This window comes from Streptomyces sp. NPDC001068 (assembly GCF_042897315.1).
GTDB lineage: Bacteria > Actinomycetota > Actinomycetes > Streptomycetales > Streptomycetaceae > Streptomyces.
The window spans coordinates 193,641-219,952 of record NZ_JBIAYD010000009.1 but is presented as its reverse complement, the minus strand read 5'-3'; the positions used below and the strand labels follow the sequence as shown (position 1 = coordinate 219,952).

Genomic DNA, 26,312 nt, shown 5'->3' with positions numbered 1-26,312 from the left:
CGGGCATGCGGATCTCCGTCTCCTCCGACATGGACGAACCCGTCGCGCGTCTCCTGGTGGGGGAACTGCGCCGGCGCGGCCACGAGGTGCGCTCCTACGGCGCGCTGGAGGCGGGGGACGACCCCCGGTGGGCGGTCTGCTCGGCGGCGGCCGCCCGCGATGTCGCCGACGGCGTCGCCGACCAGGCGGTGGTCTGCTGCTGGACCGGCACCGGCGCCTCGATCGCCGCCAACAAGGTGCCCGGCGTGCGCGCCGCGCTGTGCGTGGACGCGTACACGGCCGACGGCGCCCGCCGTTGGAACGACGCCAACGTCCTCGCGCTCAGCCTGCGGCTGACCTCGCGGCCGGTGCTCGCGGAGATCCTCGACGCCTGGTTCGCGGCCATGCCGAGCCAGGACGCCGAGGACCTCGGGAACGTGGCCCGCGTCGGACGTCTCGACAGGGACCGCGGAGCTCTCTAGGAGTCAGTGGGCGCCGAGCCCGCCGCCGCCGAACGAGCCGCTGCTGCCCTTGCTCCAGCGCGGCCGGTCCGTGGACGTGCTCGGTCTGGTCTGCTGATTGCTCAGCTCGTAGGGGGTGAGCGGACGTCCGCCCTTGGGCATCCGGGGGATCTCCTCCGACTCGCGGTTCTCCCGGATCTCATGGACCGCGCCCTCCGGCGGCAGCGTCGGCTGCTCCTCGGGACGTGGGCGGGGCGACTCGTGGTACTTGACACGGTTGCCCAGCCAGAAGCCTCCGGCGAGCATCGCCAGTACCGCCACGGCCACCACGAACAGCCCGAGACTCAAGAGGCCGCTGGGCGCGGCCAGCTCCATCGGTTCGGTGTTCATGGAAAAGGGATACCCCGCCCGAATGCGTATGAACCGGACGCATTGGGTGGCTGGTCGCGTGCGCACGGTAATCGCTGTTGGCAGATGCAATGCCACCCCCTTTTCCCACTGTTCCTCGCCTTGGGATGCCCTGTGACGGGGTTCACCGCAAACATGAGGCACCCCTCGAGTATGGTGGGCAACGCCGAACATGAGGACCCCCTCAGGATCTCCTCGACAGCTCGGTGACCGAAAGGCCCGGACCCCCCGGACCGGAAGCACGGAAAAGGGAATGACCATGAACAGGTGGACCAGGCGCGTCTCGACCGCTGTTGCTGCTACGACGCTGGTGGGCGGCGCCGTTCTGGGAGTCGTCGGCCCCGCTTCGGCGGCGACGGCCTCGGGACCCGCGGAGCACGCGCGGCCCTCGGCCGCCGTTCTCGCCGTCGACGGCGACCGCGACGGCCGGTACGGCGACCACGGCCACTACGACTACTACGGCGACCACGATCACGCGTACGGCCGGGACGGCCACCGCGGCCAGGCGGAGGCGGCCACGTGGTACGCCGTCAGCGGCGAGCGCTGGTACCTGGACCAGGTCGCCTGGGTGACGGACCGGTACTGATGCGCCCGCGGGCCGACACGGTCGGTTTGACGAGCCGTAACGCCGCGACCGGGGGGCACGACGTTACGGCTGGTCAGACCGACCGCCGGCCCGGCCGACGGCAGACCCGTCCCGACGGGTCGGGACGCAGAAGCGAGGAACAGTGAGATCGGTCAGAACGGTGGCGTACGAGCTGCCCGTGGAACTTGTCCTGTCACCGGACGTGTCGGTGCCCATGTACGTGGCACTGCGGTACGAGGCGCACGACCCCTATGCGGTCCGCGCCGTCTTCCGTCCCCCGGGGCGGGACGAGACGGTCGAGTGGTTCTTCGGCCGCGAGATGCTGGCCCAGGCCCTGAGCGGACGTACCGGGCCCGGGGGAGACGTGGACATGTGGCCGGCGGTCGACGCGGGACGCGCGACGGTGTTCGTGGGACTGCGTTCGCCCGCGGGATCGGCCCTGGTCGCGTTTCCCGCGCGGGATGTCGAGTCCTTCCTGCGCGAGACGTGGTCCGCGGTGCCGCCGGGGTCCGAGGCCGACAGGCTGGACCTGGACGCGGAGCTCTCGGAACTGCTGACCGGAAACTGAACCTCCCGCCACGGGCCCGGTACCGAACTCGGTACCGGGCCCGTCGGTCGTCCTCCTGGCAGTCGGCGGGTCTCACCCGCCGCCGCTCAGCTCTCCTCCTGGCAGTCGGCGCACTCCTGCTCGGGGCACTCGAGGCTGATGAGGGTCTGGCCGAACTGCCGTGGGGTCAGCGGAGGTTCCGGCAGCTCATGGGCGCACTGCGCGCGGAACGCGTCCAGCAGCAGGTGCAGGTGGCGGCGCCAGGCGTTGGGGGCGACGGCGCGGGTGGCCTGGATGATCCCGGCCTGGGACCAGACCACGAAGGCGAGGTCCTCAGGGGTGACGTCGGCGCGCAGGGCACCCTGCTGCTGGGCGTTGTGGAAGATCTGCGCGCCCAGTTCCTGCGCGCGCTCGAACATGCCCCTGCCGAGTGCGTGGAGGGGCAGCCGGGCCGAGGCCAGGTCGTTGAAGGCGCGGTCGCAGGCCTGCAGTTCGCAGAGCCGCTCCAGGTAGTGGCAGAAGCCTTCCCAGGCGTCGTCCATGGCCGCGGCCTCTTCGGCGGCGGCCAGCAGTTCCGTGAACTTCGCGGTGAAGAGTTCCTCGACCAGGTCGAGTCTGCGGGGGAAGTGCCGGTAGAGCGTCCCGATCGCGACGCCCGCCTCACGGGCGACACCCTCCAGGGACGCGTCCAGGCCCTGCTCGGCGAAGGCCTTGCGGGCAGCGGCCACGATCGCGTCCCTGTTGCGCTGCGCGTCCCGGCGCAGCGCTCTGGCCGGCGTCTGGGGCGCGGACAGGGCGTGCTGGTGGCTCATGCCCCCAGGTTAACATGAGGGGCCCCTCGAATTCGGGATGTGGCCCTGCTCACAGGCGAGTTGCGGCGCCGACGGCGAGGCCGGGCGGGTCGTGACCGGCGACCGTGCGGCCTTGCCCCGCGGGTGACGTCCCGCCGCCCTCCGGGGCGGGTTTGCCGGACCGTGCCGTGGCAACCCGGACGGCATGACGCCGACGTTTGGCCCCGCGGAGCTGTACGGATATCTCGAGGACCGGTTCGCCTGCGCGCAGGCCTGCGCGGAGTGTGCTCGCATGTGCGCGCTGGGTGCCAGCGTGTTCGATCCGGAGGGGACGGTCGAGCTGGAGCGGGTGCGTCGTACCGGCGTCATGTGCGCCGAGGTGTGCGACGCGACCTGCCGGGCGCTGACCGAGGAGAACGTCCAGGACGAGGCCGGTCTGCGCGTCCAGCTGGAATGGTGCCGGGCGATCTGCCTCCAGGGCGCCCAGGCCTTCGACACCCGCCCCGACGCCGAGAAGAGCGCGGCCGCGTGCCGGGCCTGCGCCGTGGCCTGCACGGAGTTCATGGCCGTACTGGCGTGAAGCCCGCCGGCCTGTCGGGGACCGCGAGGCCCGCGGCGGTCCGGTTGCGGCGGGGTGCGTCACTCGTACCGGTACTTCAGGGAATCCGCCTCGGTCTGTTCGACGTCGGCGAGTGTCAGCCCGGGCATCCGCAGCTGGGCCAGGGTCACCTCCGCCGAGGTGGGCTGGGCGTCCGCCGCCGGCCACTGCTCCGGCTTCCAGGCGCCGCTGCGCAGCAGCGACTTGGGGCAGTGCGGGTAGACCTCCTCGATCCCCAGGACCAGGGCGCTGGCCGGCGGCCTGCCCACGGCGGTCAGCCGCGACAGCAGCTCCGGACGGGTGGAGACGCAGGCCCGGCCGTTCACCCGCAGCGTCGTGGTGCGTCCCGGGACGACGAACAGCAGCCCGGCGCGCCCGGTGGCGACGACGTTCTGCAGGGTGTCCAGCCGCTTGTTGCCGGTCGCGTCGGGTATCGCCACCGTGCGTGCGTCCAGGACGGCGACGAACCCGGCCGGACCGCCGCGCGGGGACACGTCGCAGTTGCCCTCGGCGTCCGCGCTGGCCACCATGACCAGCGACGAGCATGCGATCAGCCGCCTGGTCTGTTCCGTGAGTTCGGTCATCTGCTTGCGTACGGCCGCGTCGCCGGGGAGCGCGTAGGCCCGGCGCAGTGCCTGCGGGTCGGACACCGCGTCGAGACGGAGTGAGTCGAAGGCACTTCCGGCAGTGGAGGACGTCATGTCCCGACCCTAAGGGCTGTCCCGTGATCCCCGGCGGGCGCACGACGACGGCTACGGCACCTCGCGGCGTTGTCGGGGTCGCCCGAATACGCCCGGTATGAGGGCGACCCTCCGCCTTGCGATGCACCGCATCCGACGCCGTGCGCCGACCCACCGGGGATCACGGGACAGCCCTTGGTCTCGGCGGATCCCGGCCCGCCGGTGCGGTGACCGCCGGGCCGGGAGGCGGGGTCAGCCGCCCTCGGTTCCGGTGCGCAGGTGCGCGGTGATGTCCCGGTGCGTCGGGGAGGGCGGCAGCGTTCGCGGGCCGTCCGTGCGCAGGCCGTCCACGAAGATGCGCACGTGACGGGTGGCCAGGGCCCTGGCCTGGTCCGCGGGCAGGTACGGCATGGGGCGGCAGACCATCGCCGCGGTGGCGATCAGGTCCATGTGCGTGGCCTCGGGCCGGATCGACCCCCGGGAGCGGGCGCGGGCGAGGAGGTCGTCCAGGAGCGGTGGGATCCGGTCCTGGAGTTCCAGGGCCTCGGGGCTGGTGGCGAGCGGGCCGCCGATCAGGGGGAGGACCAGCGTGTCCCGTGCGTCGACCAGGTTGAGCAGGAATTCCTCGATGGCCGCCGGCGGGTCCGGCGGAGCGCTGTCCAGGGCGTGGCGGGCGGCCTCGACCACCGTGGCGAACCCGTCGAGGACGACTTGCTGGACGAGGGCCTCACGGTCGGGGAACCGGCGGTAGAGCGTGGCGATGTTCACGCCGGCCCGGCGGGCGATCTCGTCCAGGGGGGCGGCGGTGCCCAGTTCCCGGAAGGCGGTCCGCGCGGCGGCGAGGATCTGCGCCCGGTTGCGGGCCGCGTCCGCGCGCAGTCGCGGCCTGCCGCCGTCGCCCGGGGTGCGGGAAGCCACGGTGGGCCCCTCCTTTCTGGGCTGTGCCGACCGGCTCCCGGCTGTGCCGGTGCGCGGTCGGCCGTGATCATCGCGGGCCGACGGGTCGAGGTTACGTCAGCCGGATTCCCGCGAGTCGCTAAGCGAAGGATTTTCTGCGCTTGGTGTTACGGTGGGCTGGCCGGCCGCCGACGTTCCCTTGGAGTGCAGAAGTGGTGTCATCCGCGCAGCAGGCACGATTCGAAGGCAAGGTGGCGGTCGTCACCGGTGGCAGCCGGGGCATCGGCGCCGCCGTCGCCAGGCGGCTGGTCCGCGAGGGCGCGGCGGTGGCCGTCGGCTACCGGGACGACCAGGAGTCCGCGGCCGCCCTGGTCGCCGAGGTGCGGGCCGGCGGCGGCCGGGCCCTCGCCGTCAGGGCCGACGTCGCGGACCCGGAGCAGACCGGAGCGCTGATCGAGCGGGCGGTCGCCGAGTTCGGCCGGCTGGACGTGCTCGCCTCCTGCGCCGGGGTCGAGCACTTCGACACGCTGGACAGGATCACACCGGCCGACTTCGACCATGTCTTCGCCGTCAACACGCGCGGGCAGCTGTTCGCCGCCCAGCACGCGGCCGCCCACCTGGGCGAGGGCGGACGGATCGTGCTGACCTCGTCGGTGAGCGCCTCGAAGGCGTTCTTCGGCCACACCCTGTACGCCGCGAGCAAGGCGGCGGTGGAGGCGATGGTCCTCAACCTGTCGGCGGAGCTCGGACGCGGGGGCATCGCCGTCAACGCCATCGCCCCCGGCGGCACGGCCACGGACATGGCCCGCGAGAACGGCGCGAACTACCTGCACCCCGATCTGGCCGGGAAGCAGGACCTGTCCGAATGGCTGGAGGTCGGCGTCGCGCTGCGGCGGCTGGCCGAGCCTGCCGAGATCGCCGCCGGATACGCCTTCCTCGCCTCCGCCGACGCGGCCTACATGACCGGCCGCACCCTGCGGATCGACGGAGGGATGTTCTAGGCCGACACCGCCGTCGACCCGCACCGCACTCCGACCCGACCAGACCCACGGCAGCCCACAGGGCCGACAGCGCCGTCGACCCGGACCTCGTCCGACCTGACCCGCGGCAGTCCACCAAGACCCGCGCTCCGCCCCGACCCGGAAAGCTCCCGTCCCATGCACCACGGCATACAGCCCCCTGTCAGCGCGCCGCCCCAGGCGGCCCCGAACGGTCCGGGTGCCGAGCCCGCCGTCGATCACGTGCGGCACGCCCGGCACGCGCTGGTCGACTCCGAACCCGGACTGCCCGCACCGGTGCTCGCGGCGGCCGCCGGCGCCCGGAAGGCGGTAGTCGTGCCGGTGCTCACCGCGCTGGTGATCGGCACCGTGTTCGTCGCGGTGTACCTCGCGGCCTTCCACGCCCCGTCGGCCCGACACCAGCCGGTGGGCATCGCCGCCTCCGACAAGCTGGCCGCGCACACCGAACTCGCCCTGAACAACGCGGCCCCGGACGGATACACCTTCTACCGGTACGCGGACGCCTCGGCCGCCCGCCGGGCCGTCACCCACGACCAGGTGCCGGCGGCCCTGGTCTCCGACGGCCGGGGCACGCGCCTGCTGGTCGCCGGCGCGGAGGGGCCGTCCACGGTGTCCAGCCTGGCCACGGCGCTGACCACCGCGGTGGGCAAGCCGCTTCCGGTCAAGGACGTCCAGCCACTGGTGGCCGGTGACGCCCGCGGACTGTCGGTGTTCTACGCGGCCTTCGGCGTCGTGCTGGCCGGCTTCCTGTTCGCCGTCTCCTCCTACCAGATCGCGCCACGCCTGCGGCTGGCCGTCCGCGTCGCCTCCATGCTGGTCTTCGCCGCGGCCTCCGGCCTGATGGTGGCGCTGATCGGGCACACCGCCCTGAGCGCGCTGCCCGCTCCGTTCGCGGTCGTCGCCCTCCTGGTGGGCCTGCTGGCCTGGGCCGCGGCCGCGGCCGCCGGAGTGCTGCTGCGGGTGTTCGGGCCGCTGGGCATGCCGGTCTCGTCCGTGGTGCTGCTGATCCTCGGCAACGCCACCTCCGGCGGCATCCTGCCGACCACCTTCCTGCCCGCCTGGCTCTCCCCGCTCGCCGCGGTGCTGCCGCCGGCCGCCGCGGTCCGGGGCCTGAGGGGTGCCGCCTACTTCCACGACGCACACCTCACCGGTGCCGTCGTGACCCTGGCCGCCTGGGGCCTGGGCTGCCTCGCCCTGCAGTACGTACTGGACCGTGCCGCCGCCCGCCGGAAGCCGGCCGGCTCCCCGGCCCTCGCGGTCGCGCGCTGACGGCCCGGCACCCGGCCGGCGAGGACCGTCGGGTGCCGGCCCCGGCCGGGACCACCCCACCCCACCCCACCCCGACCCGGCCGGGACGCGGGAGACGGGAGGCGGGAGGCAGCGAGCGGCGTCCGGGCGACCGGCGGCGAACGGGGGCGGTGACCCCGACAGGGGCGTCGGCGATGCCCCGGAACAGGGGACTGCCCGGTGATCCACGGTCGGAACTACCGTCGAAGCGCGCGTGAGTGGCCGCTACCGGGTCTTCCACGACCGCCAGTGGCGCGCTCCGTGGTCAGTCCTCATCGGCTTTCCCAAGGAGCCCATCGCCGTGAACAGCGGTCTTCTCACCCCGCCCGCGGCCCGTGCCGACGGCGCGGCAGCCCGGCCCCCCGAAGCGTCCCTCACCTGGACCGACCCCGTCACGGGCCGCCAGGGCTTCCTCGTCATCGACCGACTCGTCCGGGGGCTGGCCAGCGGCGGCCTGCGGATGCGCGCGGGCTGCCGGCCCGAGGAGGTCAGGGAACTGGCGGCGGCGATGAGCGTGAAGGAGGCGCTGCACTACGACCCCACGGGCCGCTACCTCCCCATGGGCGGCGCGAAGGGCGGCATCGACTGCGACCCGCTGAGCAGCGAGGCGCGCGGCGTGCTCTCCCGCTTCCTCGCCTTCATCCGGCCGTACGTCGCGAACAACTGGGCCACCGGCGACGACCTCGGCACCACCACGGAACTCATCGACGAGGTGCTCGGCGAACTGGGCGTGGAGGGCTGCATCGCACCCGTCGTACGCACCCTCGACGACCCGCGGGCGGCGCGGGAACGATTCGCCGAGGCGTTCGCCGTCGACGTCGACGGGATCGGGCTGGGCGAACTGGTCGGCGGCTGCGGGGTCGCGGAGGCCGTGCTCACCGTTCTGGACCGGGACGGTGTCGCCCCGACGTCCGCCGGCGCCGTCGTCCAGGGCTTCGGCGCCATGGGCGGTTCGACGGCCCGCTTCCTGCACGAGGCGGGGGTCCGGGTGGTCGGGATCTCCGACGTGCACGGCACCGTGGCCAACCCGCGCGGCCTGGCCGTCGAGGACATGCTGCGTCACCGCAGGGCCCACGGTGCGGTCGACCGCGGCCGGCTGCGCCCGGACGACGTCCTGCTGGAGCGGGACGCCTGCCTGTCGCTCGCGGCCGACGTGCTGGTTCCGGCCGCGACCTCGTACACCGTCCACGAGGCCAACCAGGACCGGGTCGCGGCCCGCTACATCGTGGAGGCGGCGAACCTGCCCGTGACCGCGGGCGCGGAGGAACTGCTCCGGGCCCGCGGCTGCGTCGTCGTCCCCGATGTCGTCGCCAACTCGGGCACCAACGCCTGGTGGTGGTGGGTGCTCTACGGCGATGTCGCCCCGAACGCCGCGTCCTCCCTCGCCAAGGTCCGCGGCGCCCTTCGCGACCTGGTCACGGAGACGCTGAAGCTCGCCGAGGACGCGGTGTGCACACCCCGCCAAGCGGCCCGCCACCTCGCCGACGCCCGCCGCGACCTGCTGCTGAGCCGGACCGGCGCCTGATGGGCACCACCGTGCTGGCCGCCGTGGCGGCCCTCGGCTGGGGCGCGGCCGACTACTGCGGCGCCAGGGCCTCCCGGAACGCGCCGGCCACGCGGGTCGTCCTCCTCTCCCAGGTGCTGTCCCTCCCGGTGATCGCCCTCTGGCTGGCGGCGACCGCCTCGCACGGTCCCCGGCCGACCGCCCTCGCCTGGGGGTTCGCGGCCGGCGCCTGCGGAGCGCTGGGCCTGGTGCTGCTCTACCGGACGCTGGCCGCGGAGGGGATCGTGCTGGTGGCGCCGGTCACCGGGGTGACGGCGGCCGTCGTCCCCCTGGCCGCCGGACTGGCCGTCCAGGCGGCGCCCGGCCCGCTCGCGCTGTGCGGGGTCTGCTGCGCGGTGCTCTCGATCGCCCTGGTGAGCCGGGTCGGACGGATCCGGAGGGCCGGCGTCGCGACGCGCACCGTGCTGCTGGCCCTGGCGGCCGGCGGAGCTCTCGGACTCCAGCTCGTGCTCCTCTCCCACCCGGGTCCCGACGCGGGCCTGTGGCCTCTGGCGGGCGCCCGCGCCGCCTCCGTCCTGTGCGTGGCCCCGGGCGCGCTGCGCGGGTGGTCGAAGGCGGCCGCCGCGCCCGTGCCGTGGCTGCCCGTGGTGGTGGCCGGTGTGCTCGACTCGGCGGCCTTCGCCTTCTGCCTGTTCGCGATGGACCGGGGCCTGCTGAGCGTGGTCGGGCCGATCGTGTCCCTCTACCCGGCGGCCACCGTCGTCCTCGCCCTGGTCCTCGACCGCGAACGCGTGACGGCGCATCAGGCGCTCGGGCTCTGCCTGGGTGCCGGGGCGCTCCTCCTCGTGGCCGTGTAGCGCCGAGGCACCCACGATCCCCCTTCCTCCTCCGGAGAGACACGACATGAGCGACGACCGCAAGCAGGTCCTCCAGGCTGCCGACCACCTCGTGGCCGCCTACGCCGAGGGACGCCTGGACGACTACTTCGACGCCTTCGCACCGGACGCGACCTTCGTCTTCCACACCGCCGAGCGGCGCATCGAGTCCGTCGCCGAGTACCGGCGCGTCATGGCGGGCTGGGTCCAGGAGGACGGATTCCGGGTCCTGAACTGCCTCTCCTACGACCGGCTGGTCCAACTCCTCGGCGAAACCGCTGTGTTCACCCACTCCGTGGAGACCCGGATCGCCACCGGCGCCGGTGAGGAGACGCTCCACGAACGGGAGACCGTCGTCTTCCGCCGGGAGGCCGACGGGCGCTGGCTCGCGGTGCACGAACACCTGTCACCCCTCGCCGCGGCCGGTCCGGCCTGACCGCGACCGGAGAACCGATCCCGCCGGCCATCCGTAGCTGTATGCGGAAGGGGCCGGGAACCCGGCGGCCGACCCGCGGCGCGGACCGTCACCGGCGTGGACCCGCTCCCGCGCGCGGGCGGATGCGCACCGGAGGGCAGGCGCCCCGCCCCCTGGACGTACATCCGCGCAGGACGGCACGCCGTCACGGAAGGAGCAGTTCATGTCCCGCTGGGGCACTCTCTTCACGCGCTTGGCTCCGGGCCGGGGCCAGCAGCCCGGCGGCACGGCGGGAGAGCTCGACACGCCCGTCCTCGTCGACCGGTACGACGGGCTGACGCTGCTGCGGTCCACCGAACGGGCCGTTCCCGGCCCGGACGAGGCGGCGGAGCTCGCCCGGGTCCTGGGCGCAGACGGGGCCCGTTCCGTCGCCACCGTCGTCGTCGGCGTCGACGGGCCGGTGCCGCCCGCGCTGTGGACCCGGCTCGGTGACGTCCTCGACGCGCTCCGGGAGGAGGGGACGACCACCCTGCGCCTGGTCGTCCCGGGCGCCGGCAGCACCGCCGCCGACCGGCCCGCGCTGGCCCGGAGGATCGCCGACGCCTGGGGGTTCGGCGTGATCGCCCCCGAGGGCGGCGCGTTGCTCGTCCCCGGTGGCACCCTCTTCGTCCCCGACGCCGCCGAGCCGTCCGGCGGCTGGCAGCTCTTCCAGCCCGGCACGGAGCCGGCACCGCTCGGTGTCCGCCACCCCGCCCCCGGCTGGCAGAGCGCCTTCGCGGCGCTGCCCGGCCGCACGGCCGGCGGACACACCGTCCACCCCGTGCCCGCCGGTGTACTGCTCCAGCCCCCGGGGGCCCCGGCGCCCGCCCCCGGTGCCCTGTGCCACGCGGTGCCCGTCGACCCGGTCCACCCGACCGTGCTGGTCGGTGTGCCGGGCCAGGGCGGCGACGTCCCCGCCGACGAGCTGGCCGCGCTGCTCGCCGCGCTGCCGCCCGCGGTGCGTGCCCGGGTGCGCGTCGCCCCCGGCGCCGGAGGCGACCTGCTGCCCACCGTCCAGCAGGTCGCCGACGCCCTGGGCACCGAGGTGGAGGTGGTCACCGGGTTGCCGCTGGCGGCCCGGGACGCCACCGCCCCCGGGGCGGACGCCGCGGTGGTTCCCGGGCCGGTCCTGGTCGACGCCACGGGCCGGCCCACCTGGCGGCCCTACGTCGAGGCCGTGGTCTGCCGGCCGGCCGCGTCCGGCGGCGACGGCGAGGCTCCAGGCCCCCGCCCGCTGCGCCGGCGTTCGCCCGTGCCCGGCGCGCAGGAGCACGACGCCGGTGCGGTCCGGCTGTCGGAGCGCTGGCAGGTCACCACGATCCGGTCGGGGCTCGCTCTCGGGCCCGTGGGGCAGCTCCCGCCGGTCGCCGACCGGCCCGTGCGCGCCGACCAACTCGCCGTGGAGATCCTTCCTTCGGACCAGCCCCTCGACGAGACCTGCTGGTCGGCCCTGTCGCAACTGCTCGACCACCTCGATCCCGGGGCACGCGAACACGCCGTCCTGCACGCGCCCGGCCGCTCGGCCGAGGAGAGCCGGGTGCTGCGCGGGCTCGCGGTGCGGCACGGCGTCCGGATGCTGTGGCCGGCCACCGCCGGCGCCGACCCGGAAGGCCTGCCGGTACCGGCCGCCACCGCGCCCGCCGCCACCGCGCCCGCCGCCACCGCGTCCTCCGGGATCGCGTCCTCCGAGACCGCCGTCACCACGTCGGCGCCGGCACCGGTGCCGGACGGGTTCCACCGCTACCGCGAGCGGATCGGCGGCATCGTGCAGGCCGCGAACGGGGGCCGGTACGACGACGCCACGGCCCTCGCCACCGCACTCGAACGCGAGGCGTTCACCACGCACGGCTCGGAGCACCCCACCTCGTTGCAGATCCGCCAGATCAGGGCGCACGTGATGCGGCTCGCCGGGCACAACGCCCTCGCGGCCGACCTCTACCGCCGGGTGGCGTTCAGCCTGCTGGTGACCAACGGCATGGACAGCGTGGACGCGGAGCAGGCCGCCGCCAACGCGGACGCCTGCTGGCGGGACACCCCCGACATCTCCCTCGCCCTGCGCATCGCGCCGTCGATCGTCTCCCTGCGGCAGAAGGTGCCGGGCCCGGACGGCCGTTGGCTGCGGGCCGCGGAACGCTACCGGGAGCAGCTGGAGGCCGCGCACGCCACCCCGTCCGCGCCGCACCTGCCGCACGCCGTACGGGTTCCCGTGACGACCCCGCCGATGATCGCGCCGACGCCCGACGGACACCACCGGACCCCTCCGGCCGCCGGTGACCAGGTGCTCGGTGACCCGGTGCTCGGTGACCAGGGCACCCCCACGGCCGGCGGCGGGACGCGGAGACTTCCGGCCGTCGGGGAACCGCGGACGCCCCCACCCGCCGGTGCCGCCGACGGCGCCGTCGGCGGTGCTGCCGCCTCTGCGCGGACGTGGCGGGCGGTGCCGTCACGGGACAGGGTTGCGGTGGCGGCGGCCGGACAGGCGAGGGCCACCGGTGTCCTGACACCGCGGCCGTCGCTCGCAGGCCGGGACGACGACCACGCGAACGTCACCTCGTGCTCGGCCGTGGCGGGACGCGCCTGATGCGCGGCGGACCGGGAGCGCGGGCACGGAGCCGGTGCGCGGATCCGCGATCGCCCGTCCGACGTACGCACCGGCGGCGCGGCGCGCACCGCACCGCGACGACGAACCGAAAGTGAGCGAGATGGCTGGGACGACCACCGGCGGGGCCGGCGTGGACGACGCGGCCGTACGCGTCGAGGAACACGACCGGCTGCTGGTGCTCCGGTCCGGTGCCCCCACCTCGTCCGGCGGCGTGGAGGCCGACGACCTCGCCAGGGTGCTGCGCTGGTCCGGCGACCCGACGGTGACGCTGCTCGCCGACCCGGGGACCATGGCACGGGCCGGCTTCCGGCGCGCCCTGGGCGGACTGCTCGACGGACTGCGCGCGTCCGGCCGTACCGCCGTACGCCTGGCGATGCCGGGCACGGGCGGGGAACGGCCCGGACGACCGGCGCTGGCCCGGCAGGTCGCCGACGGCTGGAATGTCACCGTGGAGGCTCCCGCCGACGCCGTGCACCCGGTACCCGGCGGCTCGCTGTACGCGCCCGGGGGATGGCTGGGGTTCGCTCCCGGCGCCGCTCCGGTGCCGATCGGCGCCCGCTGCCCGAGGCCGGCGTGGGAGCAGGCCCTCGACGCGGTACCCGGACACACCGCGGGCGGACACGTGATCGAGCGGATCCCGGCCGGCCTGCTGCTGCGCCCGGCACGCTCGCCCGCCTCGGCACCGGGCGACCTCCACCACACCGTTCCGCTCGATCCCCGTCGGCTCACCGTGGTGGTGACCGGCCTGCCGGAGGACGAGGAGGCGGCGGCGCTCGACGTCGCCGGTGTGCTGTCCCTCCTGCCCGGACCGGTGCGCGACGGCGTGCGGCTGGCGCCCGGTGGTCCCGGCGACCTGCTGCCGCTCGGCTGTCGCGTGGCCGACCGGCTCGGTGCCCCGGTGCTGGTCGCCACCGGGCTGCCGCTGCTCACCGACGGTCCGTCCGCAGGCGCCCGCGGGGTGCGTTCCGTCGTGCTCGGGGCGGACGGCGCCCCCGGCTGGCTGCCGTTCGTGAACGCCGCCGAGGTCCACCCCCACCGGGAACCACGGCTGCTGGGCTGTGCCGCACCGCTTCCGGGCGCGGACGGTGAGCCGGACGGCGCGGTGCGGCTCACCGAGGGCTGGCAGGTGACGGTGACCCGGGCGGGGCTCCGGGTCGGCCGGCGAGGTGCCGACGGACCCGCCGCGGGGCTCGCGGTCCGCCCGGACGGACCGGTCGTCGAGGCCGGTGTCCCGGGGGAGCGGCCCGACCCCTCGCTGTGGCCCGCGCTGGACGTCCTGTTCGGCTCGCTGCCGCCGCGGGTGCCGGCGAGCGCCCTGCTCCAGGTGCACGGCCGCACCGCGGCCGACGCTCCCGCACTCCGCGCGTTGGCGACCCGGCACGGCGTGCGCACCGAGGCCGCCCCGGCACCGTCCACGGCCGGCGGGGCCGAGGTCGTCCGGTACGCGGATGCCCCGGTCGCCGAAGCGTCGCGAGCCGTACCCCGCACCGTGGCCGGCTCCGCCGCCTCCCCGGCCGCCGGCGCGGTCGTACCGCGCACCTCGGCCGATCCGGTCGCCGCGCCCGATCTCAGCGGAGTCTGGGAGCAGGTGATCGGTGGGCGGGAGCAGACCGCGGCACCCCGGGAGCCGGCGGTCCCCGACCCGCCCGCCGGTCCCGATCTCGACGAGGCGTGGGAGTACTTGAGCCGCCGGTGGCAGGGTACCGGCGCGTCCGCGCCCGGCTCCGGCTTCGGCACCGGCTCCGGCTCCGGCTTCGGCTCCGTGAACGAGCCCGCACCCGGTGTAGGCGCGTCCCGCGCGGACGGCCCGGAACCCGCACGGCCGGCGCCCGCCAGGTCCTTCCTGCGGGCCGGTCACCGCAGCAGCCCCGCCGAGCACACCGCGCTGCGGCTGCTCGCCGGGCCGGCCTGGGAACGGCACGCGCCCGCCGTCGCGCGGGCGCTCGGCCGGCTGCCGGCCCTGCCCGACGCCGAACGGGAGGCCGCCGAGGCGGACCTGACGGCACTTATGCTCTACCTCGACGACGAGCACGGCCTGCTCGACCACCGTGCGGTGGCCGCGGCCTGCCGAGGGCGCGACGACCGGCTCCTGCCGTTCGCCGCCTGTCTGGTGTCGGGGCTGCGCCGGCTGCCGACGCACCGGGGCGCGGTCCTGCGGGGCGCGGGCTCCGCGCCGCCGGATGCCGAGGACCCGGAGAACGACCCGCTGCGCCCCGGCACCGTGCTCCGCGACCGTGCCCCGCTCAGCGGTGTGCGGGCCGCCGGGGCGGCGGAGCGGCCGCGCGGCCCCCGGTACGCCGTCTGGTCGGTGACCGGCCGGCTCGCCCGGCCGCTGTTCCACGACCCCGAAGGGCCCGAGGAGGTCCCGGAGGTGGTGTTCGCCCCCGGCACGCCCTTCGTGGTCCTCGACGTACGGCGCACCGGCCCGTCCCCGGTCGTCCTGCTGCGGGAACTGCCCGCCTCGGGCGGGGCGCCGGCGTCCGCGCCGGGCAGCACCGCCGACGCCGAACCGGGCGAGGCCGACCGGGCCGCGCTGGCGGGTCTGGACGAGGCGCTGCGAGACCGGGGCGGCCGGAGCGACGGCGCGGGCTGGCCGGAACGCTGCGCCGGACCGGTGGGCGAGGGTCCCTGAGGTACGCGCCGTTCCCCGCCGTCTCCCACCGTCGCACGCCCCGCGTCTTCGGCCGGGGACACCGGAACGGGGATCTGTCGGGGTCCTGGCCCCGCTGCGACGCTGAAGTGGACCGGTATCAGTCCACCCGGACAGGAGCATCACGGTGACCGACTTCAAGGTGACACCGGAGCAGATCTCGCTGGCGGCGACGTCCTGCGACAGCACGGCGGCCGAGATCCAGGGCCGGCTCTCCGACCTCAGGACCTACGTCGTCAACATGGAGGGCTGGTGGCAGGGCATCGCGCAGGACACCTTCCAGGCCCTCATGCAGGAGTACGACATCTACTCCCGCATGCTCCACGACGCGCTCACCGACATCGCCGGCGGTCTGCGCGGCAACTACGTCAACTACACCGACACCGAACAGCAGAACATCACCTCGATCAACAACATCGAGGCCGGTCTGTCGAAGGCCAACCTCAGCTGACGCCTCGTCATATCGGCGGTCCCGGACCGCCGTACCCGGCATCCGTCACCACCAGGGAGTGAGTCATGGCAGGAAACGTCGACGGCGCGAACCTCATGGTCAAGGAGGAACTCGCCGGCGCGGGCACGCACATCAACGGAGTCGCCCAGACCATCGCGGACGAGCTCCACGCCCTCATCAGCAAACTCCAGCCGGTCCTCGCCGGCGGCGACTGGAACGGCGCCGCACAGCAGTACTTCGAAGGGCTGGAGGCGGAGTGGAACTACGCCGCCAACGGCCTCTTCGGCCCGGGCGGCGTGCTCGGCGAGATCGCGAACGCGATGCACGTCAACTGGAACAACTACTCCGAGGCCGAGTGGGCCAACTCCCGTACCTGGCAGCACCGCTGACCGCCGCCCCGGCTACGGAACACCCCTGCGTCCCCTGAGGAATCGTCATCGTGGATGAGCACTGCCGTATCACCGTCGTCGGCGAGCGCCGCAAGGTGGACCTCGCGGTCCCGGCCGGCGCCCCGATCGTGAGCTATGCGGACACCCTGGCGCGCCTGTGCGACCAGCGCGAGTCCGACATCATGCCGGCGGCCTGGACCCTGGGCGCGGCGACCGGGAGTGCCTTCGCCCCGGAGTGGTCGCTGTCGGAACTGGGCGTCACCGACGGGCAGGTCCTCTACCTGCGTGACGCCACCGCCGACGAGCTGGACGACCCGGTCGTGCACGACGTCGCCGAACGCGTCGCCGAGGTCTCCGAGGGCGTCCTGGACCGCCGGTGGGACTCCCGCGCCCGGACGTACACCCTGACCGCGCTCGCCCTCGCGTGGCTCGTCGCCACCCTGTCCGTGCTCGCCGTCCGGCACCGGCCGGACGCGGGCGTCCTGGTCGACCTCGCGCTCGCCGCGGGGCTGGTGCCGCCCGTGGCCGCGTGGGTCGCGGGGGAGCGCGCCTGGCCCGTCCCGGCGGCCCTGCGCACGGCGATGGCGCTGTGCGCGGTACCCGCCCTCGCCCTGTGCGCCTGGTCCGCCGCTCTGGGCCAGGGCACCGGACGGCTCGGTCTGGACGGTGTCATGACGCGGACCGGGCTCGCCGTCGCGGCCCTGGCCGTCGGCGCGCTGCTGGGCGCCTTCCTCGCCGCCGCGACGGCCCCCGCGGTGACCACCTCGGCCACCGTGTTCACGGCCGCCGTCGCGACGGTCCTCGGCGTCGGCCTCGCGGCGCTGCGGGCCGACCCGGTCCAGGCCGCCTGCGTGGTCACCGCGGTCGCCTTCGCCCTGCTCACCGTGGTGCCGTCGGCCGTCAGCGGCACGGTGGCCTTCACCTGGCGGCGGGTGCGGATGCGGGTGCAGGAGCAGCCCCGTGACGACGAAGTGGCCCGCGCCGTGCGCGCCGCGACCGTCCTGCTGGTGGCCTGGAGCGGCACCCTGAGCCTGGTCCTCGGCGGCGGGCTCGTCGTCATGGCGGCCTCCGGTTCCCCGTACGCCAACCTCGCGGCCGGGCTGCTGGGGTTCGCGGTGCTGCTGCGCGCGGGGTCGGCCCGGCTGCTCGCCGAGGTGGTGCCGCTGCTGGCCGCCGGTACGGCCGGGCTCTTCACGCTGCTCGTCACCGGCCCCGAGCGCCTCGGCTCCGGGAGCTGGCCGGGCCCCGTGTCCAGCGCCCTGGCCGCGGCCGTGCTCCTGGTCTACGGGTTCCGGCGCATGATGCGGCGCCCCGACCTGCCGGCGATGGCGCGGCCCCGCTGGCTGGCCGGACTCGGCTCGGTACTGGCCGGGGCGAGCGTCGCCCTGGCGGTGGCGACGTTCGGGGCCTTCGGCGCCGTCGTCGGCCTGGGACACCACATCTGATCATCCGTCACATACGACCGTGACCGCGGACCCGTACGAAGGTGCGGGACCGCGGTCACGAAAGAGCCCGGGAGCGTGGGGACTTGCCGCGGAGCGGGCGCGGCGGGATGTCAGGCGGCGGAGGAGTACCCGGCGGGGGCGTAGCCGGGAACGGCACCGGCAGGGGAGTACGCGGCACCGGAGCGGCCGCCGTCGGCAGGCGCCGCGCCGCGCAACCCGCCCTCCTGGAGCAGGCCCAGCTCGATCGCCTTCCGGGTGAGGTCGGCCTTGTTGCGGACGTTCAGCTTGTTCCTGATCCGCTTCACGTAGGTGCTGACGGTGGCCTCCGTCAGCCCCATCCGGCGGGCGATCTGGCCGTGCGTCAGCCCCGTGGCCAGCAGCCGCAGCGCCTCCCGCTCCCGGTGGGCGAGCGCCGGGGCGGGAGCGCCGGCGGGCTGCCGCAGCTCGTGGTGGAGCCGGGTGGCGAGACCGGGCGCGATGTGCAGGCCGCCCAGCGCGACCGTCTCCACCGCGCGCAGCAGTTCCTGCTCGCCCGCCTGCTTGCCGACACAGCCGTAGGCTCCGGCACGCAGCGCGTCGGTGACCGGCTGCCGGCCCGCGAAGTCCGCGACCACCAGCACCCGGCCGCGGGCCGCCAGCGCGGCGACCGTCTGGGCCAGCGACGGTCCGGGCTGGGGCGGAGCGCCGTAGACGACGACATCCGGGCGCTGCGCGTCGGCCCGCGGCAGCTCCGCCGGATCCGCGGCCAGCGCGACCACCCGCAGCAGCGCACTGCCGGAGAGCAGCGTCTCCAGGCCCAGGCGCACCAGGGGGTGTTGTTCGACAACGGCGATCTGAGAAATCTGGGGGGACATTGCGCTCCTGCCATTGCCAGTTCCGGTGAGTTCCTGAGCAAGAACGTAGCCGCCGCGTCAGCCCCCACCCCCGCTCCGGGACCGGTGAGAGAAAACACGTGAACCTGCCCGTGACCTCCTACGTAACTCAAGTCGGGTGCCCTGCGGCCGAGTAGCCCACCCGTGCGCCCGCACCGCGGCCATTCGCCCCGGCGTCATTCTCCATCTGCCTTTCCCGCGATTGTTCATTCACTCGACCTCGAGGAGTGCATTCCCGCATGATTGAAGAGGACTGGCGTGAGTTCTCCTCCGCATTCGCCGAATCCGTACGGCCGGAGGACCCGCGGGGGCGGACCGGTAGACGCATGCTCGTGGTGAGCGTCTCCACGCTCCTGGCCGTCGCCCTCGGCGCACTGGTGTACGGCGCGCTCGGCGGCCCGGCCTTCGCCCTGCCCAGCGAGGTCAAACCCATCGCCCCCAGCCCGGACGCCACGCCCTACCAGGCCGGCGGCCAGAGCCCCGGGCAGACCTGGAAGGCCATCGCCGGCCCCGACTGCGCGGCGAGCAGCGACGGTTCGACCGGCTTCGCCGCCTACGGCTACTCCACCGGGACCGACGCGGACGGCACCACCGCCTGGACCCAGTCGGACAGCGGCGGCTACACCGGGGAGGCCTGCACCGGCGGTTACCTCTCGATGCCGGTCTCCGGGAAGTCCAGCGCCTTCGACGCCACCCGGTACGCCCTGTGGAAGTACGACTTCCGCTCCCGCTTCACGGTCGCCTCCTGCCGGCTCTCCAGCTTCGTGCCCACCAACTCCTCCCGCACCCTGGTCGGCGGCTCACCCGCCTACTTCTACTACTACGGCGACGACTACGCCGCGGGCGGTGGGGCGGGCAGGCAGCCCGAGGCGCTCGGCGGCTTCATGGTCGACCAGGTCGGCAGGAAGCAGCAGGGCCGCTGGTTCACCTCGCCCCCGTTCACCGTCCGCACCGGCCGGGTGACCGTCAGGCTCGTGGACGCCGGCGCGGAGAGCGCCGACGTGGCCCAGGGCGTCCACGTCGCCGCCGCGCAGGTGCGGCTCACCTGCACCTCGACATGACGGCCGGGCTGCGCGTGGCCCCCCGCGGCTGGGGCACGTACAAGACCATCGTCGCCGCCGTCCGGGAGGCTCCCGAAGGTGCCGTCATCTCAGTCCAGCCCGGCACCTACACCGAGAGCGTCGTGCTGGACCGCGACGTCACGATCGCCGCGGAGAAGGGCCGCGGCACGGTGCGGATCGTCGCGGGCCCCCACGGGCCCGCGCTCACCGTGCGGAGCTCCGGCGGCCGGGTGCACGACCTCGTCATCGAGGGCCGCGGCCCGGAGCCGGCCGTCCTGGTCACCGCCGGGGCGGTGGAGATCTCCGGCTGCGAGATCACCGGCGCCGGCGCGCGGGTCACCGGCACCGCCGCCCCCGTCTTCCGGGACTGCGAACTCCACCACACCGGCGGCATCGGCCTCCATCTCGCCGGGGACAGCCGTGCCGTGGTCGAGAACACCGGCATCAGCGACGTCGAGGCCGTCGGCGTCCTCGTCGACCACGGCGCCGCCCCCGCCCTCACCCGGGTCTCGGTGACCCGCACCGGCGGCCACGGCGTCCGCGTCACCGGCGCCGCCCGCGCCGCCCTGGAGCACTGCGCCGTGACCCACACCGGGGCGGCCGCCGTGGCCGTGGACGACAGCGCCCGGCCCGTGCTGCGCACCTGCCGGATCGGGGACAGCGAGGCCGGGGGAGTCGTCATCACCGGCGACGCCGGCGCCGACACCGCCCCAGACGACGACACCGGCGGTGAAGCACCGTCCGCGGGCGGCGAGTTCGGGGTCGCGCTGCGCGGCTGCGAGATCGCCCGCACCGGCCGGGACGGCGTCCATGTCACCGGCCGGGCCGTCGCCTCACTCGTCGACTGCCGCATCAGCGACATCCGCGCGGCCGGTGTCGTCGCCACCGGCGCCGGCCGGCTGCGGCTGCACGACACCACCACCAGCGACACCACCGGCTCCGGACTCGCGGCCGGCGGCGAGGCACGGGTGGAGGTCCGGGGCGGAGCCTTCACCCGCTCCGGCGCCAACGGCGTCTACGCCTCCGACACCGCCCACCTCACCGTCACCGACTGCGCCGTCACCGTCTCCGCCTTCACCGGGGTGCACGCCGGCGACCGCAGCCGGGTCACCCTGCACGACAGCCGCGTCCAGGGCACCCCCGAACACGGGCTGCGCAGCGTGGACCAGGCCCTGCTCACCCTCACCGACATCCGGATCGACGACACCGGGCTGTGCGGCATCGAGGTCGACGGCGGTGACCTGGCCGCCCGCGGCTGCCGGATCACCAAGGCCGCCACCGGCATCGGCCTGCGCACCGAACACCGCCCGCTCCTCGACGACTGCTCCGTCAGCTCCTGCACCGGCGTCGGCATCGACATCGGCGCGGGCACCTGCGCGCTCGTCGTCGACACCCGTGTCACCGGCACCGGCGCGGCCGGCGTCTTCGTCCGCGAGGGCGCCGGCGCCTGGCTGACCGACTGCTCCATCACCGACACCAAGGGCACCGGCCTCGTCGTCCAGGCGAAGGCCGCGCCCCGGGTCCGCGGCACCACCGTCACCGACACCGCGAAGAACGGCCTGTACGTCGCCGACCACGCGGCCGGCCGTTTCGAGGACTGCGACATCAGCGCCACCGGCTTCCCCGCCGTCTACATCGGCAGCGCGGCGACACCCCTGCTGCGCGGCTGCCGCATCCACGACACCGACGAGGACCTCAAACTCGCCGACGGCGCCGACCCCGCCATCGAACGCTGCCGGGTCGACGACGTGAAGATCAGCACGATGCCGGAGGAGGCCCGGGAAGGCGCCGAGCCGCTGCCCGCGCAAGGCCCCGGAGCGGTCGCGGTGGCACCCGGCGGCCGCGCCGGCGGCTCCCGGGCCCCGGAGCCCAGGAGCACCGGAACCCGGCGGACCCGAGCGGAGAGCCTCACCGAGGTGATCGCCGAACTGGACGGCCTGATCGGCCTGGAGAGCGTCAAACAGGACGTCAGCACCATGGTCAAGGTCATGCAGCTGGTCCGGCAGCGCACCGAGGCGGGCCTCGCCGCGCCGCCGCTCAGCCGCCACCTGGTCTTCGCAGGCAACCCCGGCACCGGCAAGACGACGGTGGCGCGCCTGTACGGCCGTATCCTCGCCGCCCTCGGACTGCTCTCCCGCGGCCACCTGATCGAAGCGGACCGCGGGTCCCTGGTCGGGGAGTACGTCGGGCACACCGCGCCCAGAACCACCGCGGTCTTCAAACGAGCCCTCGGCGGCGTCCTGTTCATCGACGAGGCCTACGCCCTCACCCCCGCAGGCCAGGGCAACGACTACGGCCGTGAGGCCATCGCCACCCTGGTCAAACTCATGGAGGACCATCGGGACGACGTCGTCGTCATCGTGGCCGGCTACCCAGACGAGATGGAACGGTTCGTCGACGTCAACCCGGGCCTCGCCTCCCGCTTCACCCGCACCCTGATGTTCGACGACTACGGCAGCGAGGAACTGAGCCGGATCGTCGAGTTCCACGCGGCCAGGCACGAGTACGAGCTGCCGGCCGACACCCGTGCGGCCCTGCTCGGCTACTTCGGCGCGCTCGTCCGCGACGACCGCTTCGGCAACGGCCGTACCGCCCGCCAGATCTTCCAGCGCATGACGGAACGCCACGCGCAACGGGTCGTGGAACTGGTGGAGCCGACCACGGACGACCTGGTGACCCTGCTGCCGGACGACCTGCCCGCCGTCGCCGAGGACCGTCGAGGGACCTGACGGCCGCCCCGCCGGTTCGCCCCGGGCCGACTTCGTGCCCCCGGCCCGGGGCCTCGGCGGAGTACCCGGAGGAACAGGTGTGCCGACGGCGTCGGCGGGACGTTCGCCGGCCGGTGGTTCGCCGGGCTTCGCGAGCCGGTGAACCCTTCCGGTCACAGCACTAGATCGACGAGGGCGAGTCCGCGTCGCTCTGCTGCGCCGCCTGCTCGGCGGTCGGGTCCATGGACGACTTCGCGTCCGCCGCCGCGTAGGTCTGGCCGGCGTTGTTCAGCAACGCGGTGAAGGTGCCCATCAGTTCGATGCCGCCGGCACCGTCCTGCATGACCTTCGTCAGCTGCGGATTGATCGCCTCGGCGAACTGCGCGCCGCTCTCGGCGAGTTCGTCCTTGTGCCACTGCAGGGTGCCGTGCGGGCCGCTGGCCTCGTAATGACCGTTGTCCTGCCCGAACAGGGAGGGATCGTCGATGGCGCCCTGCACCTTGGCCCGCAGCGCCTCGTACGCGCTCGTCACGTTGGAGACGGCGTCGAGGAACGTCTGCTCCGCGCCGCGCAACGCGCCCAGGTCGATCGAGAAGGGGTTGCCGTCCGGCAGCGTGGGCAGGGCGTCCGAGCCGCCGCCGGCCGAATCGCTGGGCACCAGGTCGGGCGAGGTGGTGTAGGCCATGCTCAGCTTGGGCATGGTCACCAGCTCGCCCGGCGGGTCGTCCGAGTCGTCGGTCGGGTCGGACGTCGCCGTGACCCCGTAGATCTCGGCGTACTGTTCGGCCGCGTCCTCCTCGTCGCCGTGATCGCTCGCGTCCGGGTCCACGTTCGGTACCCAGGGGTCGCTCTGGTACTTCGACGCGTGAGGGGTCACGTCGTCGCCGTCGCTGTCACCCATGGGACACCCCGCTCACTTCGGTCGTCGGCGTTCCGGATCGTCCTGTCCATGGTGCCGGGACAGCGCGCGCGGCTCGACGTCCCCGTTCCAGGACGTCCCCGCCGTCAGGAACGAGGAACTACGAAATCCCCTGCCGTGGCAGGACTCTTGGCGTGCGGACACCCAGGGAGTGGCCGACCGTGCGGGGAGAACGGGGAGACGGGGCGAGATGGCGAACGCGCACACCGACGGCGAGGCGTTGATTCCCCTGGACCGCGAGCTGTTCGAACCCGGGAGGGCGACGGCCGCCCCGGCACCGGATGGCACGGCCGCCGCCGGCCTCGCGGACTCGCCGGACTCCGCGCCGGCGGACCGGATGTACGACGGCCGGGTGGCCGTTCCCGGTGAGGCGGGTCGATCACCCGAGGACGGGTCGCTGATCCACCTGGACAGGGACTTCTTCTCCCCGACGACCAGCGGGACCCACGCGAACGGCCACGACGGCCACCGGAACCACCAGCGCCATGACGGCCCGGCGGACGGTGTGGGCGCCACTCCGGCGGATCACGCGGACACCGGCGGCGCACGGCTCCCGGCACCGGCGCCCGCGCCGCACGAGGGCGGGGCGGGCGGCACAACGGGGTCGGCCTCCACCCCCACCGCACCGGAATCCGGGGGAGCGGGACGTACGGAGACCGCTCCGGACCCCGGCGACACGGATCCCGGCCCGGCCACGTCCAACGACCAGGACCTCACCGAACGGACCGTGGACGGCCGGCATCTGCTGGGCTCCGAGACCCGGGACGGCGGCTGGATCTCCCAGGACGGCACGGTCCACGTCTCCGGCGACGGCACGGTCGAGCACGGTCTGACCGCGCCGGACGGCGCGTTCCTGCCCGACGGTGAGATGCGCGTCGTCGACGGCGCGGAGGTCTACGGGACCCGTCTGGACGACGGGTCGTTCCTGTCGGAGGACGGGACGACGGTGGTCACGTCCGGTGGTGTGGTCGAGCACGGGCGGACGTCGTCGGACGGGCTGTTCCTCACGGAGCGCACGGTCGACGGGCAGGCGGTGTGGGGGTCGGACACGCAGGACGGGGGGTGGGTCTCGCAGGACGGGACGGTCCATGTCTCGTCGGACGGTGAGGTGGAGCGTGGTCTGACGGCGCCGGACGGGTCGTTTCTGGCCGGTGGCGAGGTGCGGCAGATCGATGGGCAGACCGTTTACGGGACCGGGTTGGACGACGGGTCGTTCCTGTCGGAGGACGGGACGACGATGGTCACGTCCGGTGGTGTGGTCGAGCACGGGCGGACGTCGTCGGACGGGCTGTTCCTCACGGAGCGCACGGTCGACGGGCAGGCGGTGTGGGGGTCGGACACACAGGACGGGGGGTGGATCTCCGAGGACGGGACGGTCTACGTCTCGCCGGACGGTGTGACCGAACACGGGCAGACCTCGCCCGACGGGTCGTTCACGGCGGACGGCGACACGCAGGGCGGGGACGACCCGACCACGACGGTCGCGGACGACGGCACCGGCCAGGACGGGACCCCCGCTTCGGACCCGGTGGATTCGCCGGATTCGGTGGATCCCGTGGATTCCGCGGACGTGGATTCCGCGGACTCCGGGGACTCGGCCGAGGGGACCGCCTCCGGAGAGTCCGAGGAGTCGGCCTCCGACACCACGTCGCTCACCCCGCGCACCGTCGGCGGACAGACGCTGCTGGGGACCGACACCCAGGACGGCGGTTGGATCTCGCAGGACGGCACGGTCTACGTCTCTCCGGCGGGTGAGGTCGTGAACGGGCTGACCTCCCCGGACGGAACGTTCCTGCCCAACGGTCAGACGCGGACCGTCGACGGCCGGCAGGTCTACGGAAGCGTCCTGAGCGACGGGACGTGGGTGTCCGAGGACGGCACCGTCGAGATCCAGCCCGACGGCACGGTCCTGAACGGACAGACCACGGCGGACGGGCAGTTCCTCGTCTCACGGACCGTCGACGGCCGGACGCTGCTGGGAAGCGCCACCCAGGACGGCGGCTGGATCTCCCAGGACGGCACCGTCTACGTCTCGTCGGACGGCGAGGTCGAGCACGGCATCAGCACTCCGGACGGCAGCTTCCTGAAGGACGGCGTGACCAGGACACTGCCCGACGGCACGGTCCTGTACGGCTACATGTCGGGCGGCGACTTCTACTCCTCCGACGGGACCACCGTCGTCCTGGCGGACGGCACCGTGCTCAGCGGGACCCTCGACACCCAGACCGGCATCTTCACCGCGTCCGACGGCTCCACCTACCTCGTCACCGACGACGGCGTCGACAGCGCCACCCTGCAGAGCGACGGTTCCTACCTGCTCGCCGACGGTACGACGGTGATGACCCCGGCGGCCTGGGCCGTCGACATCGGTCAGCTGGGCGAGTCCATCACCCTGGTCCGCGACCGGGCCGACGTGATCGGCGACAACATCGACACCATCCAGGACCAGTACCGCGCCGTCGAGGACGCCTGGCGGAGCCCCGCGGGCGATTCGTTCAGCGATGTCTCCGCGCAGGTCACCAAAGTCATGACGGATCTCCAGGATCTTCTCACCGACATGATCGAACGAATGATGACCAGCAAAGAGAACTACATCTCGGCCGAGACCGCCAACGTCGCCAATTCGTCGGGATCCTGAGGAGAGATCGGACCATGTCGCACATCCCCCACGACTACAACGCCGTCACGATCTCGGTGGATCCGAACGGTCTCACCGCCGCCTGCGACCAGGTGAACGCGGCCGGCCAGAACATCAGCGACGCGCTCGCCGACATCATGAACTCCCTGGGTGAACTGAGGCTTTCCTGGACCGGGGACGCGGCGGACGTCGCCGACGATTTCAACACCCGCTGGACGACGGTGACGGAGCAGCTCTACGGCACGCAGGCGGAACCCTCCAAGGGCGTTCTCAACACCCTGACCGCGGGCATCGGCAAGGCCGCGCAGAACTACGCCCAGTGCGAGGGCGCCGTAAAGACGATGTTCCTGAATTTCCACACCGGGATAGTGCAGGCCGACAGCGACTCGGCCTCCTCCGGTTCGCCGAGCGACACCGTGGACCAGCCGAGCGGTGGGCCGGACCAGAACTACCACACCACCGCGGTCAACGAAACCGGATTCTGAGGTAGC

Annotated in this window: 24 protein-coding genes; 18 read left to right on the top strand and 6 right to left on the bottom strand. The window is 74.0% G+C overall.

All coding sequences use genetic code 11. The features are described from left to right. The first annotated feature begins 5 nt into the window (after nt 1–5). Nucleotides 6–461 carry an RpiB/LacA/LacB family sugar-phosphate isomerase gene (locus ACFY3I_RS25535; RefSeq protein WP_390862960.1) on the top strand — a complete coding sequence of 152 codons (456 nt, stop codon included), beginning with the start codon at nt 6–8 and terminating at the stop codon, nt 459–461. A 3-nt stretch (nt 462–464) separates the two neighbouring features. On the opposite strand, the gene ACFY3I_RS25530 is transcribed toward ACFY3I_RS25535, so the two are convergent. After that, entirely contained in the window at nt 465–830 is a 366-nt protein-coding gene (locus tag ACFY3I_RS25530) for a DUF6479 family protein (protein WP_365287546.1), read from the bottom strand. 271 nt (nt 831–1,101) lie between these two features. On the opposite strand from ACFY3I_RS25530, the gene ACFY3I_RS25525 reads away from it, so the two are divergent. Together ACFY3I_RS25525 and ACFY3I_RS25520 are read left to right on the top strand one after the other, a co-directional pair. Beyond that, complete coding sequence (locus tag ACFY3I_RS25525; protein ID WP_390862958.1) at nt 1,102–1,434, top strand: hypothetical protein; 333 nt, start codon at nt 1,102–1,104, stop codon at nt 1,432–1,434. 142 nt (nt 1,435–1,576) lie between these two features. Continuing rightward, nucleotides 1,577–2,002, top strand: a complete 426-nt coding sequence (locus ACFY3I_RS25520) for an SsgA family sporulation/cell division regulator (RefSeq protein WP_390862956.1) — start codon at nt 1,577–1,579, stop codon at nt 2,000–2,002. Nucleotides 2,003–2,088: 86 nt separating this feature from the next. Here ACFY3I_RS25520 and ACFY3I_RS25515 read toward each other — a convergent pair whose 3' ends face one another. Further along, complete coding sequence (locus ACFY3I_RS25515; protein ID WP_390862954.1) at nt 2,089–2,793, bottom strand: TetR/AcrR family transcriptional regulator; 705 nt, start codon at nt 2,791–2,793, stop codon at nt 2,089–2,091. 184 nt (nt 2,794–2,977) lie between these two features. Between ACFY3I_RS25515 and ACFY3I_RS25510 the strand changes: the two genes are divergently transcribed. Then, nucleotides 2,978–3,352: a ferredoxin gene (locus ACFY3I_RS25510; protein WP_365287554.1), complete on the top strand. Its 375-nt coding sequence runs from the start codon at nt 2,978–2,980 to the stop codon at nt 3,350–3,352. Between the two features lie 59 nt (nt 3,353–3,411). Here ACFY3I_RS25510 and ACFY3I_RS25505 read toward each other — a convergent pair whose 3' ends face one another. Both ACFY3I_RS25505 and ACFY3I_RS25500 read right to left on the bottom strand, forming a co-directional pair. Next, nucleotides 3,412–4,071 (bottom strand): MSMEG_1061 family FMN-dependent PPOX-type flavoprotein, encoded by a 660-nt coding sequence (locus ACFY3I_RS25505; RefSeq protein WP_390862952.1) that lies wholly within the window; start codon nt 4,069–4,071, stop codon nt 3,412–3,414. Between the two features lie 231 nt (nt 4,072–4,302). Next, a complete protein-coding gene (locus tag ACFY3I_RS25500; protein ID WP_390862950.1) occupies nt 4,303–4,968 on the bottom strand; it encodes a TetR/AcrR family transcriptional regulator in 666 nt (221 codons plus the stop codon). A gap of 191 nt (nt 4,969–5,159) precedes the next feature. Between ACFY3I_RS25500 and ACFY3I_RS25495 the strand changes: the two genes are divergently transcribed. The 10 genes from ACFY3I_RS25495 to ACFY3I_RS25450 all read left to right on the top strand — a co-directional run bounded on the left by ACFY3I_RS25495 (nt 5,160) and on the right by ACFY3I_RS25450 (nt 17,623). Beyond that, nucleotides 5,160–5,948, top strand: a complete 789-nt coding sequence (locus tag ACFY3I_RS25495; protein ID WP_390862948.1) for an SDR family NAD(P)-dependent oxidoreductase — start codon at nt 5,160–5,162, stop codon at nt 5,946–5,948. A gap of 156 nt (nt 5,949–6,104) precedes the next feature. Next, nucleotides 6,105–7,235 carry an ABC transporter permease gene (locus ACFY3I_RS25490; RefSeq protein ID WP_390862946.1) on the top strand — a complete coding sequence of 377 codons (1,131 nt, stop codon included), beginning with the start codon at nt 6,105–6,107 and terminating at the stop codon, nt 7,233–7,235. A gap of 319 nt (nt 7,236–7,554) precedes the next feature. Then, complete coding sequence (locus ACFY3I_RS25485) at nt 7,555–8,778, top strand: Glu/Leu/Phe/Val dehydrogenase dimerization domain-containing protein (RefSeq protein ID WP_390863324.1); 1,224 nt, start codon at nt 7,555–7,557, stop codon at nt 8,776–8,778. After that, nucleotides 8,778–9,614: an EamA family transporter gene (locus ACFY3I_RS25480; protein ID WP_390862944.1), complete on the top strand. Its 837-nt coding sequence runs from the start codon at nt 8,778–8,780 to the stop codon at nt 9,612–9,614. Before ACFY3I_RS25485 ends, ACFY3I_RS25480 begins: the two co-directional genes overlap by 1 nt. Nucleotides 9,615–9,660: 46 nt before the next feature. After that, nucleotides 9,661–10,068, top strand: coding sequence for a nuclear transport factor 2 family protein (locus ACFY3I_RS25475; RefSeq protein ID WP_390862942.1), 408 nt, complete (start codon nt 9,661–9,663; stop codon nt 10,066–10,068). Between the two features lie 202 nt (nt 10,069–10,270). Beyond that, the gene (locus ACFY3I_RS25470) at nt 10,271–12,667 is read left to right on the top strand and encodes a hypothetical protein (protein WP_390862940.1); all 2,397 of its coding nucleotides are present in this window, start codon (nt 10,271–10,273) and stop codon (nt 12,665–12,667) included. Nucleotides 12,668–12,788: 121 nt separating this feature from the next. Continuing rightward, complete coding sequence (locus ACFY3I_RS25465) at nt 12,789–15,320, top strand: hypothetical protein (RefSeq protein ID WP_390862938.1); 2,532 nt, start codon at nt 12,789–12,791, stop codon at nt 15,318–15,320. 145 nt (nt 15,321–15,465) lie between these two features. Next, nucleotides 15,466–15,789, top strand: a complete 324-nt coding sequence (locus ACFY3I_RS25460; RefSeq protein ID WP_390862936.1) for a WXG100 family type VII secretion target — start codon at nt 15,466–15,468, stop codon at nt 15,787–15,789. 65 nt (nt 15,790–15,854) lie between these two features. Beyond that, nucleotides 15,855–16,178: a WXG100 family type VII secretion target gene (locus ACFY3I_RS25455; RefSeq protein ID WP_390862934.1), complete on the top strand. Its 324-nt coding sequence runs from the start codon at nt 15,855–15,857 to the stop codon at nt 16,176–16,178. 50 nt (nt 16,179–16,228) lie between these two features. Next, a complete protein-coding gene (locus ACFY3I_RS25450) occupies nt 16,229–17,623 on the top strand; it encodes an EsaB/YukD family protein (protein ID WP_390862932.1) in 1,395 nt (464 codons plus the stop codon). A 110-nt stretch (nt 17,624–17,733) separates the two neighbouring features. Here the strand turns inward: ACFY3I_RS25450 and ACFY3I_RS25445 are convergent, their stop codons facing one another. Next, on the bottom strand, nt 17,734–18,477 hold the full coding sequence (locus ACFY3I_RS25445) for a response regulator transcription factor (RefSeq protein ID WP_390862930.1): 744 nt from the start codon (nt 18,475–18,477) through the stop codon (nt 17,734–17,736). Nucleotides 18,478–18,734: 257 nt separating this feature from the next. Here ACFY3I_RS25445 and ACFY3I_RS25440 point away from each other — a divergent pair, with 257 nt between their 5' ends. Both ACFY3I_RS25440 and ACFY3I_RS25435 read left to right on the top strand, forming a co-directional pair. Then, complete coding sequence (locus tag ACFY3I_RS25440) at nt 18,735–19,556, top strand: hypothetical protein (protein ID WP_390862928.1); 822 nt, start codon at nt 18,735–18,737, stop codon at nt 19,554–19,556. After that, on the top strand, nt 19,553–22,285 hold the full coding sequence (locus tag ACFY3I_RS25435) for a right-handed parallel beta-helix repeat-containing protein (RefSeq protein WP_390862926.1): 2,733 nt from the start codon (nt 19,553–19,555) through the stop codon (nt 22,283–22,285). The genes ACFY3I_RS25440 and ACFY3I_RS25435 overlap by 4 nt, the downstream gene beginning before the upstream one ends. A 160-nt stretch (nt 22,286–22,445) precedes the next feature. On the opposite strand, the gene ACFY3I_RS25430 is transcribed toward ACFY3I_RS25435, so the two are convergent. Continuing rightward, nucleotides 22,446–23,165 carry a hypothetical protein gene (locus tag ACFY3I_RS25430; protein ID WP_390862925.1) on the bottom strand — a complete coding sequence of 240 codons (720 nt, stop codon included), beginning with the start codon at nt 23,163–23,165 and terminating at the stop codon, nt 22,446–22,448. A gap of 208 nt (nt 23,166–23,373) precedes the next feature. Here ACFY3I_RS25430 and ACFY3I_RS25425 point away from each other — a divergent pair, with 208 nt between their 5' ends. Together ACFY3I_RS25425 and ACFY3I_RS25420 are read left to right on the top strand one after the other, a co-directional pair. Next, nucleotides 23,374–25,821, top strand: a complete 2,448-nt coding sequence (locus tag ACFY3I_RS25425) for a WXG100 family type VII secretion target (RefSeq protein ID WP_390862923.1) — start codon at nt 23,374–23,376, stop codon at nt 25,819–25,821. Nucleotides 25,822–25,835: 14 nt separating this feature from the next. After that, nucleotides 25,836–26,306: a WXG100 family type VII secretion target gene (locus ACFY3I_RS25420; RefSeq protein WP_390862921.1), complete on the top strand. Its 471-nt coding sequence runs from the start codon at nt 25,836–25,838 to the stop codon at nt 26,304–26,306. Nucleotides 26,307–26,312 lie beyond the last annotated feature (6 nt).

Coding starts and splice junctions, on each gene's coding strand:
- ACFY3I_RS25490 (WP_390862946.1), top strand. CDS start 6,105: ATGCACCACGGCATACAGCCCCCTGTCAGCGCGCCGCCCCAGGCGGCC.
- ACFY3I_RS25535 (WP_390862960.1), top strand. CDS start 6: ATGCGGATCTCCGTCTCCTCCGACATGGACGAACCCGTCGCGCGTCTC.
- ACFY3I_RS25510 (WP_365287554.1), top strand. CDS start 2,978: ATGACGCCGACGTTTGGCCCCGCGGAGCTGTACGGATATCTCGAGGAC.
- ACFY3I_RS25525 (WP_390862958.1), top strand. CDS start 1,102: ATGACCATGAACAGGTGGACCAGGCGCGTCTCGACCGCTGTTGCTGCT.
- ACFY3I_RS25420 (WP_390862921.1), top strand. CDS start 25,836: ATGTCGCACATCCCCCACGACTACAACGCCGTCACGATCTCGGTGGAT.
- ACFY3I_RS25425 (WP_390862923.1), top strand. CDS start 23,374: ATGGCGAACGCGCACACCGACGGCGAGGCGTTGATTCCCCTGGACCGC.
- ACFY3I_RS25515 (WP_390862954.1), bottom strand. CDS start 2,793: ATGAGCCACCAGCACGCCCTGTCCGCGCCCCAGACGCCGGCCAGAGCG.
- ACFY3I_RS25455 (WP_390862934.1), top strand. CDS start 15,855: ATGGCAGGAAACGTCGACGGCGCGAACCTCATGGTCAAGGAGGAACTC.
- ACFY3I_RS25445 (WP_390862930.1), bottom strand. CDS start 18,477: ATGTCCCCCCAGATTTCTCAGATCGCCGTTGTCGAACAACACCCCCTG.
- ACFY3I_RS25475 (WP_390862942.1), top strand. CDS start 9,661: ATGAGCGACGACCGCAAGCAGGTCCTCCAGGCTGCCGACCACCTCGTG.
- ACFY3I_RS25430 (WP_390862925.1), bottom strand. CDS start 23,165: ATGGGTGACAGCGACGGCGACGACGTGACCCCTCACGCGTCGAAGTAC.
- ACFY3I_RS25530 (WP_365287546.1), bottom strand. CDS start 830: ATGAACACCGAACCGATGGAGCTGGCCGCGCCCAGCGGCCTCTTGAGT.
- ACFY3I_RS25480 (WP_390862944.1), top strand. CDS start 8,778: ATGGGCACCACCGTGCTGGCCGCCGTGGCGGCCCTCGGCTGGGGCGCG.
- ACFY3I_RS25435 (WP_390862926.1), top strand. CDS start 19,553: ATGACGGCCGGGCTGCGCGTGGCCCCCCGCGGCTGGGGCACGTACAAG.
- ACFY3I_RS25505 (WP_390862952.1), bottom strand. CDS start 4,071: ATGACGTCCTCCACTGCCGGAAGTGCCTTCGACTCACTCCGTCTCGAC.
- ACFY3I_RS25465 (WP_390862938.1), top strand. CDS start 12,789: ATGGCTGGGACGACCACCGGCGGGGCCGGCGTGGACGACGCGGCCGTA.
- ACFY3I_RS25440 (WP_390862928.1), top strand. CDS start 18,735: ATGATTGAAGAGGACTGGCGTGAGTTCTCCTCCGCATTCGCCGAATCC.
- ACFY3I_RS25470 (WP_390862940.1), top strand. CDS start 10,271: ATGTCCCGCTGGGGCACTCTCTTCACGCGCTTGGCTCCGGGCCGGGGC.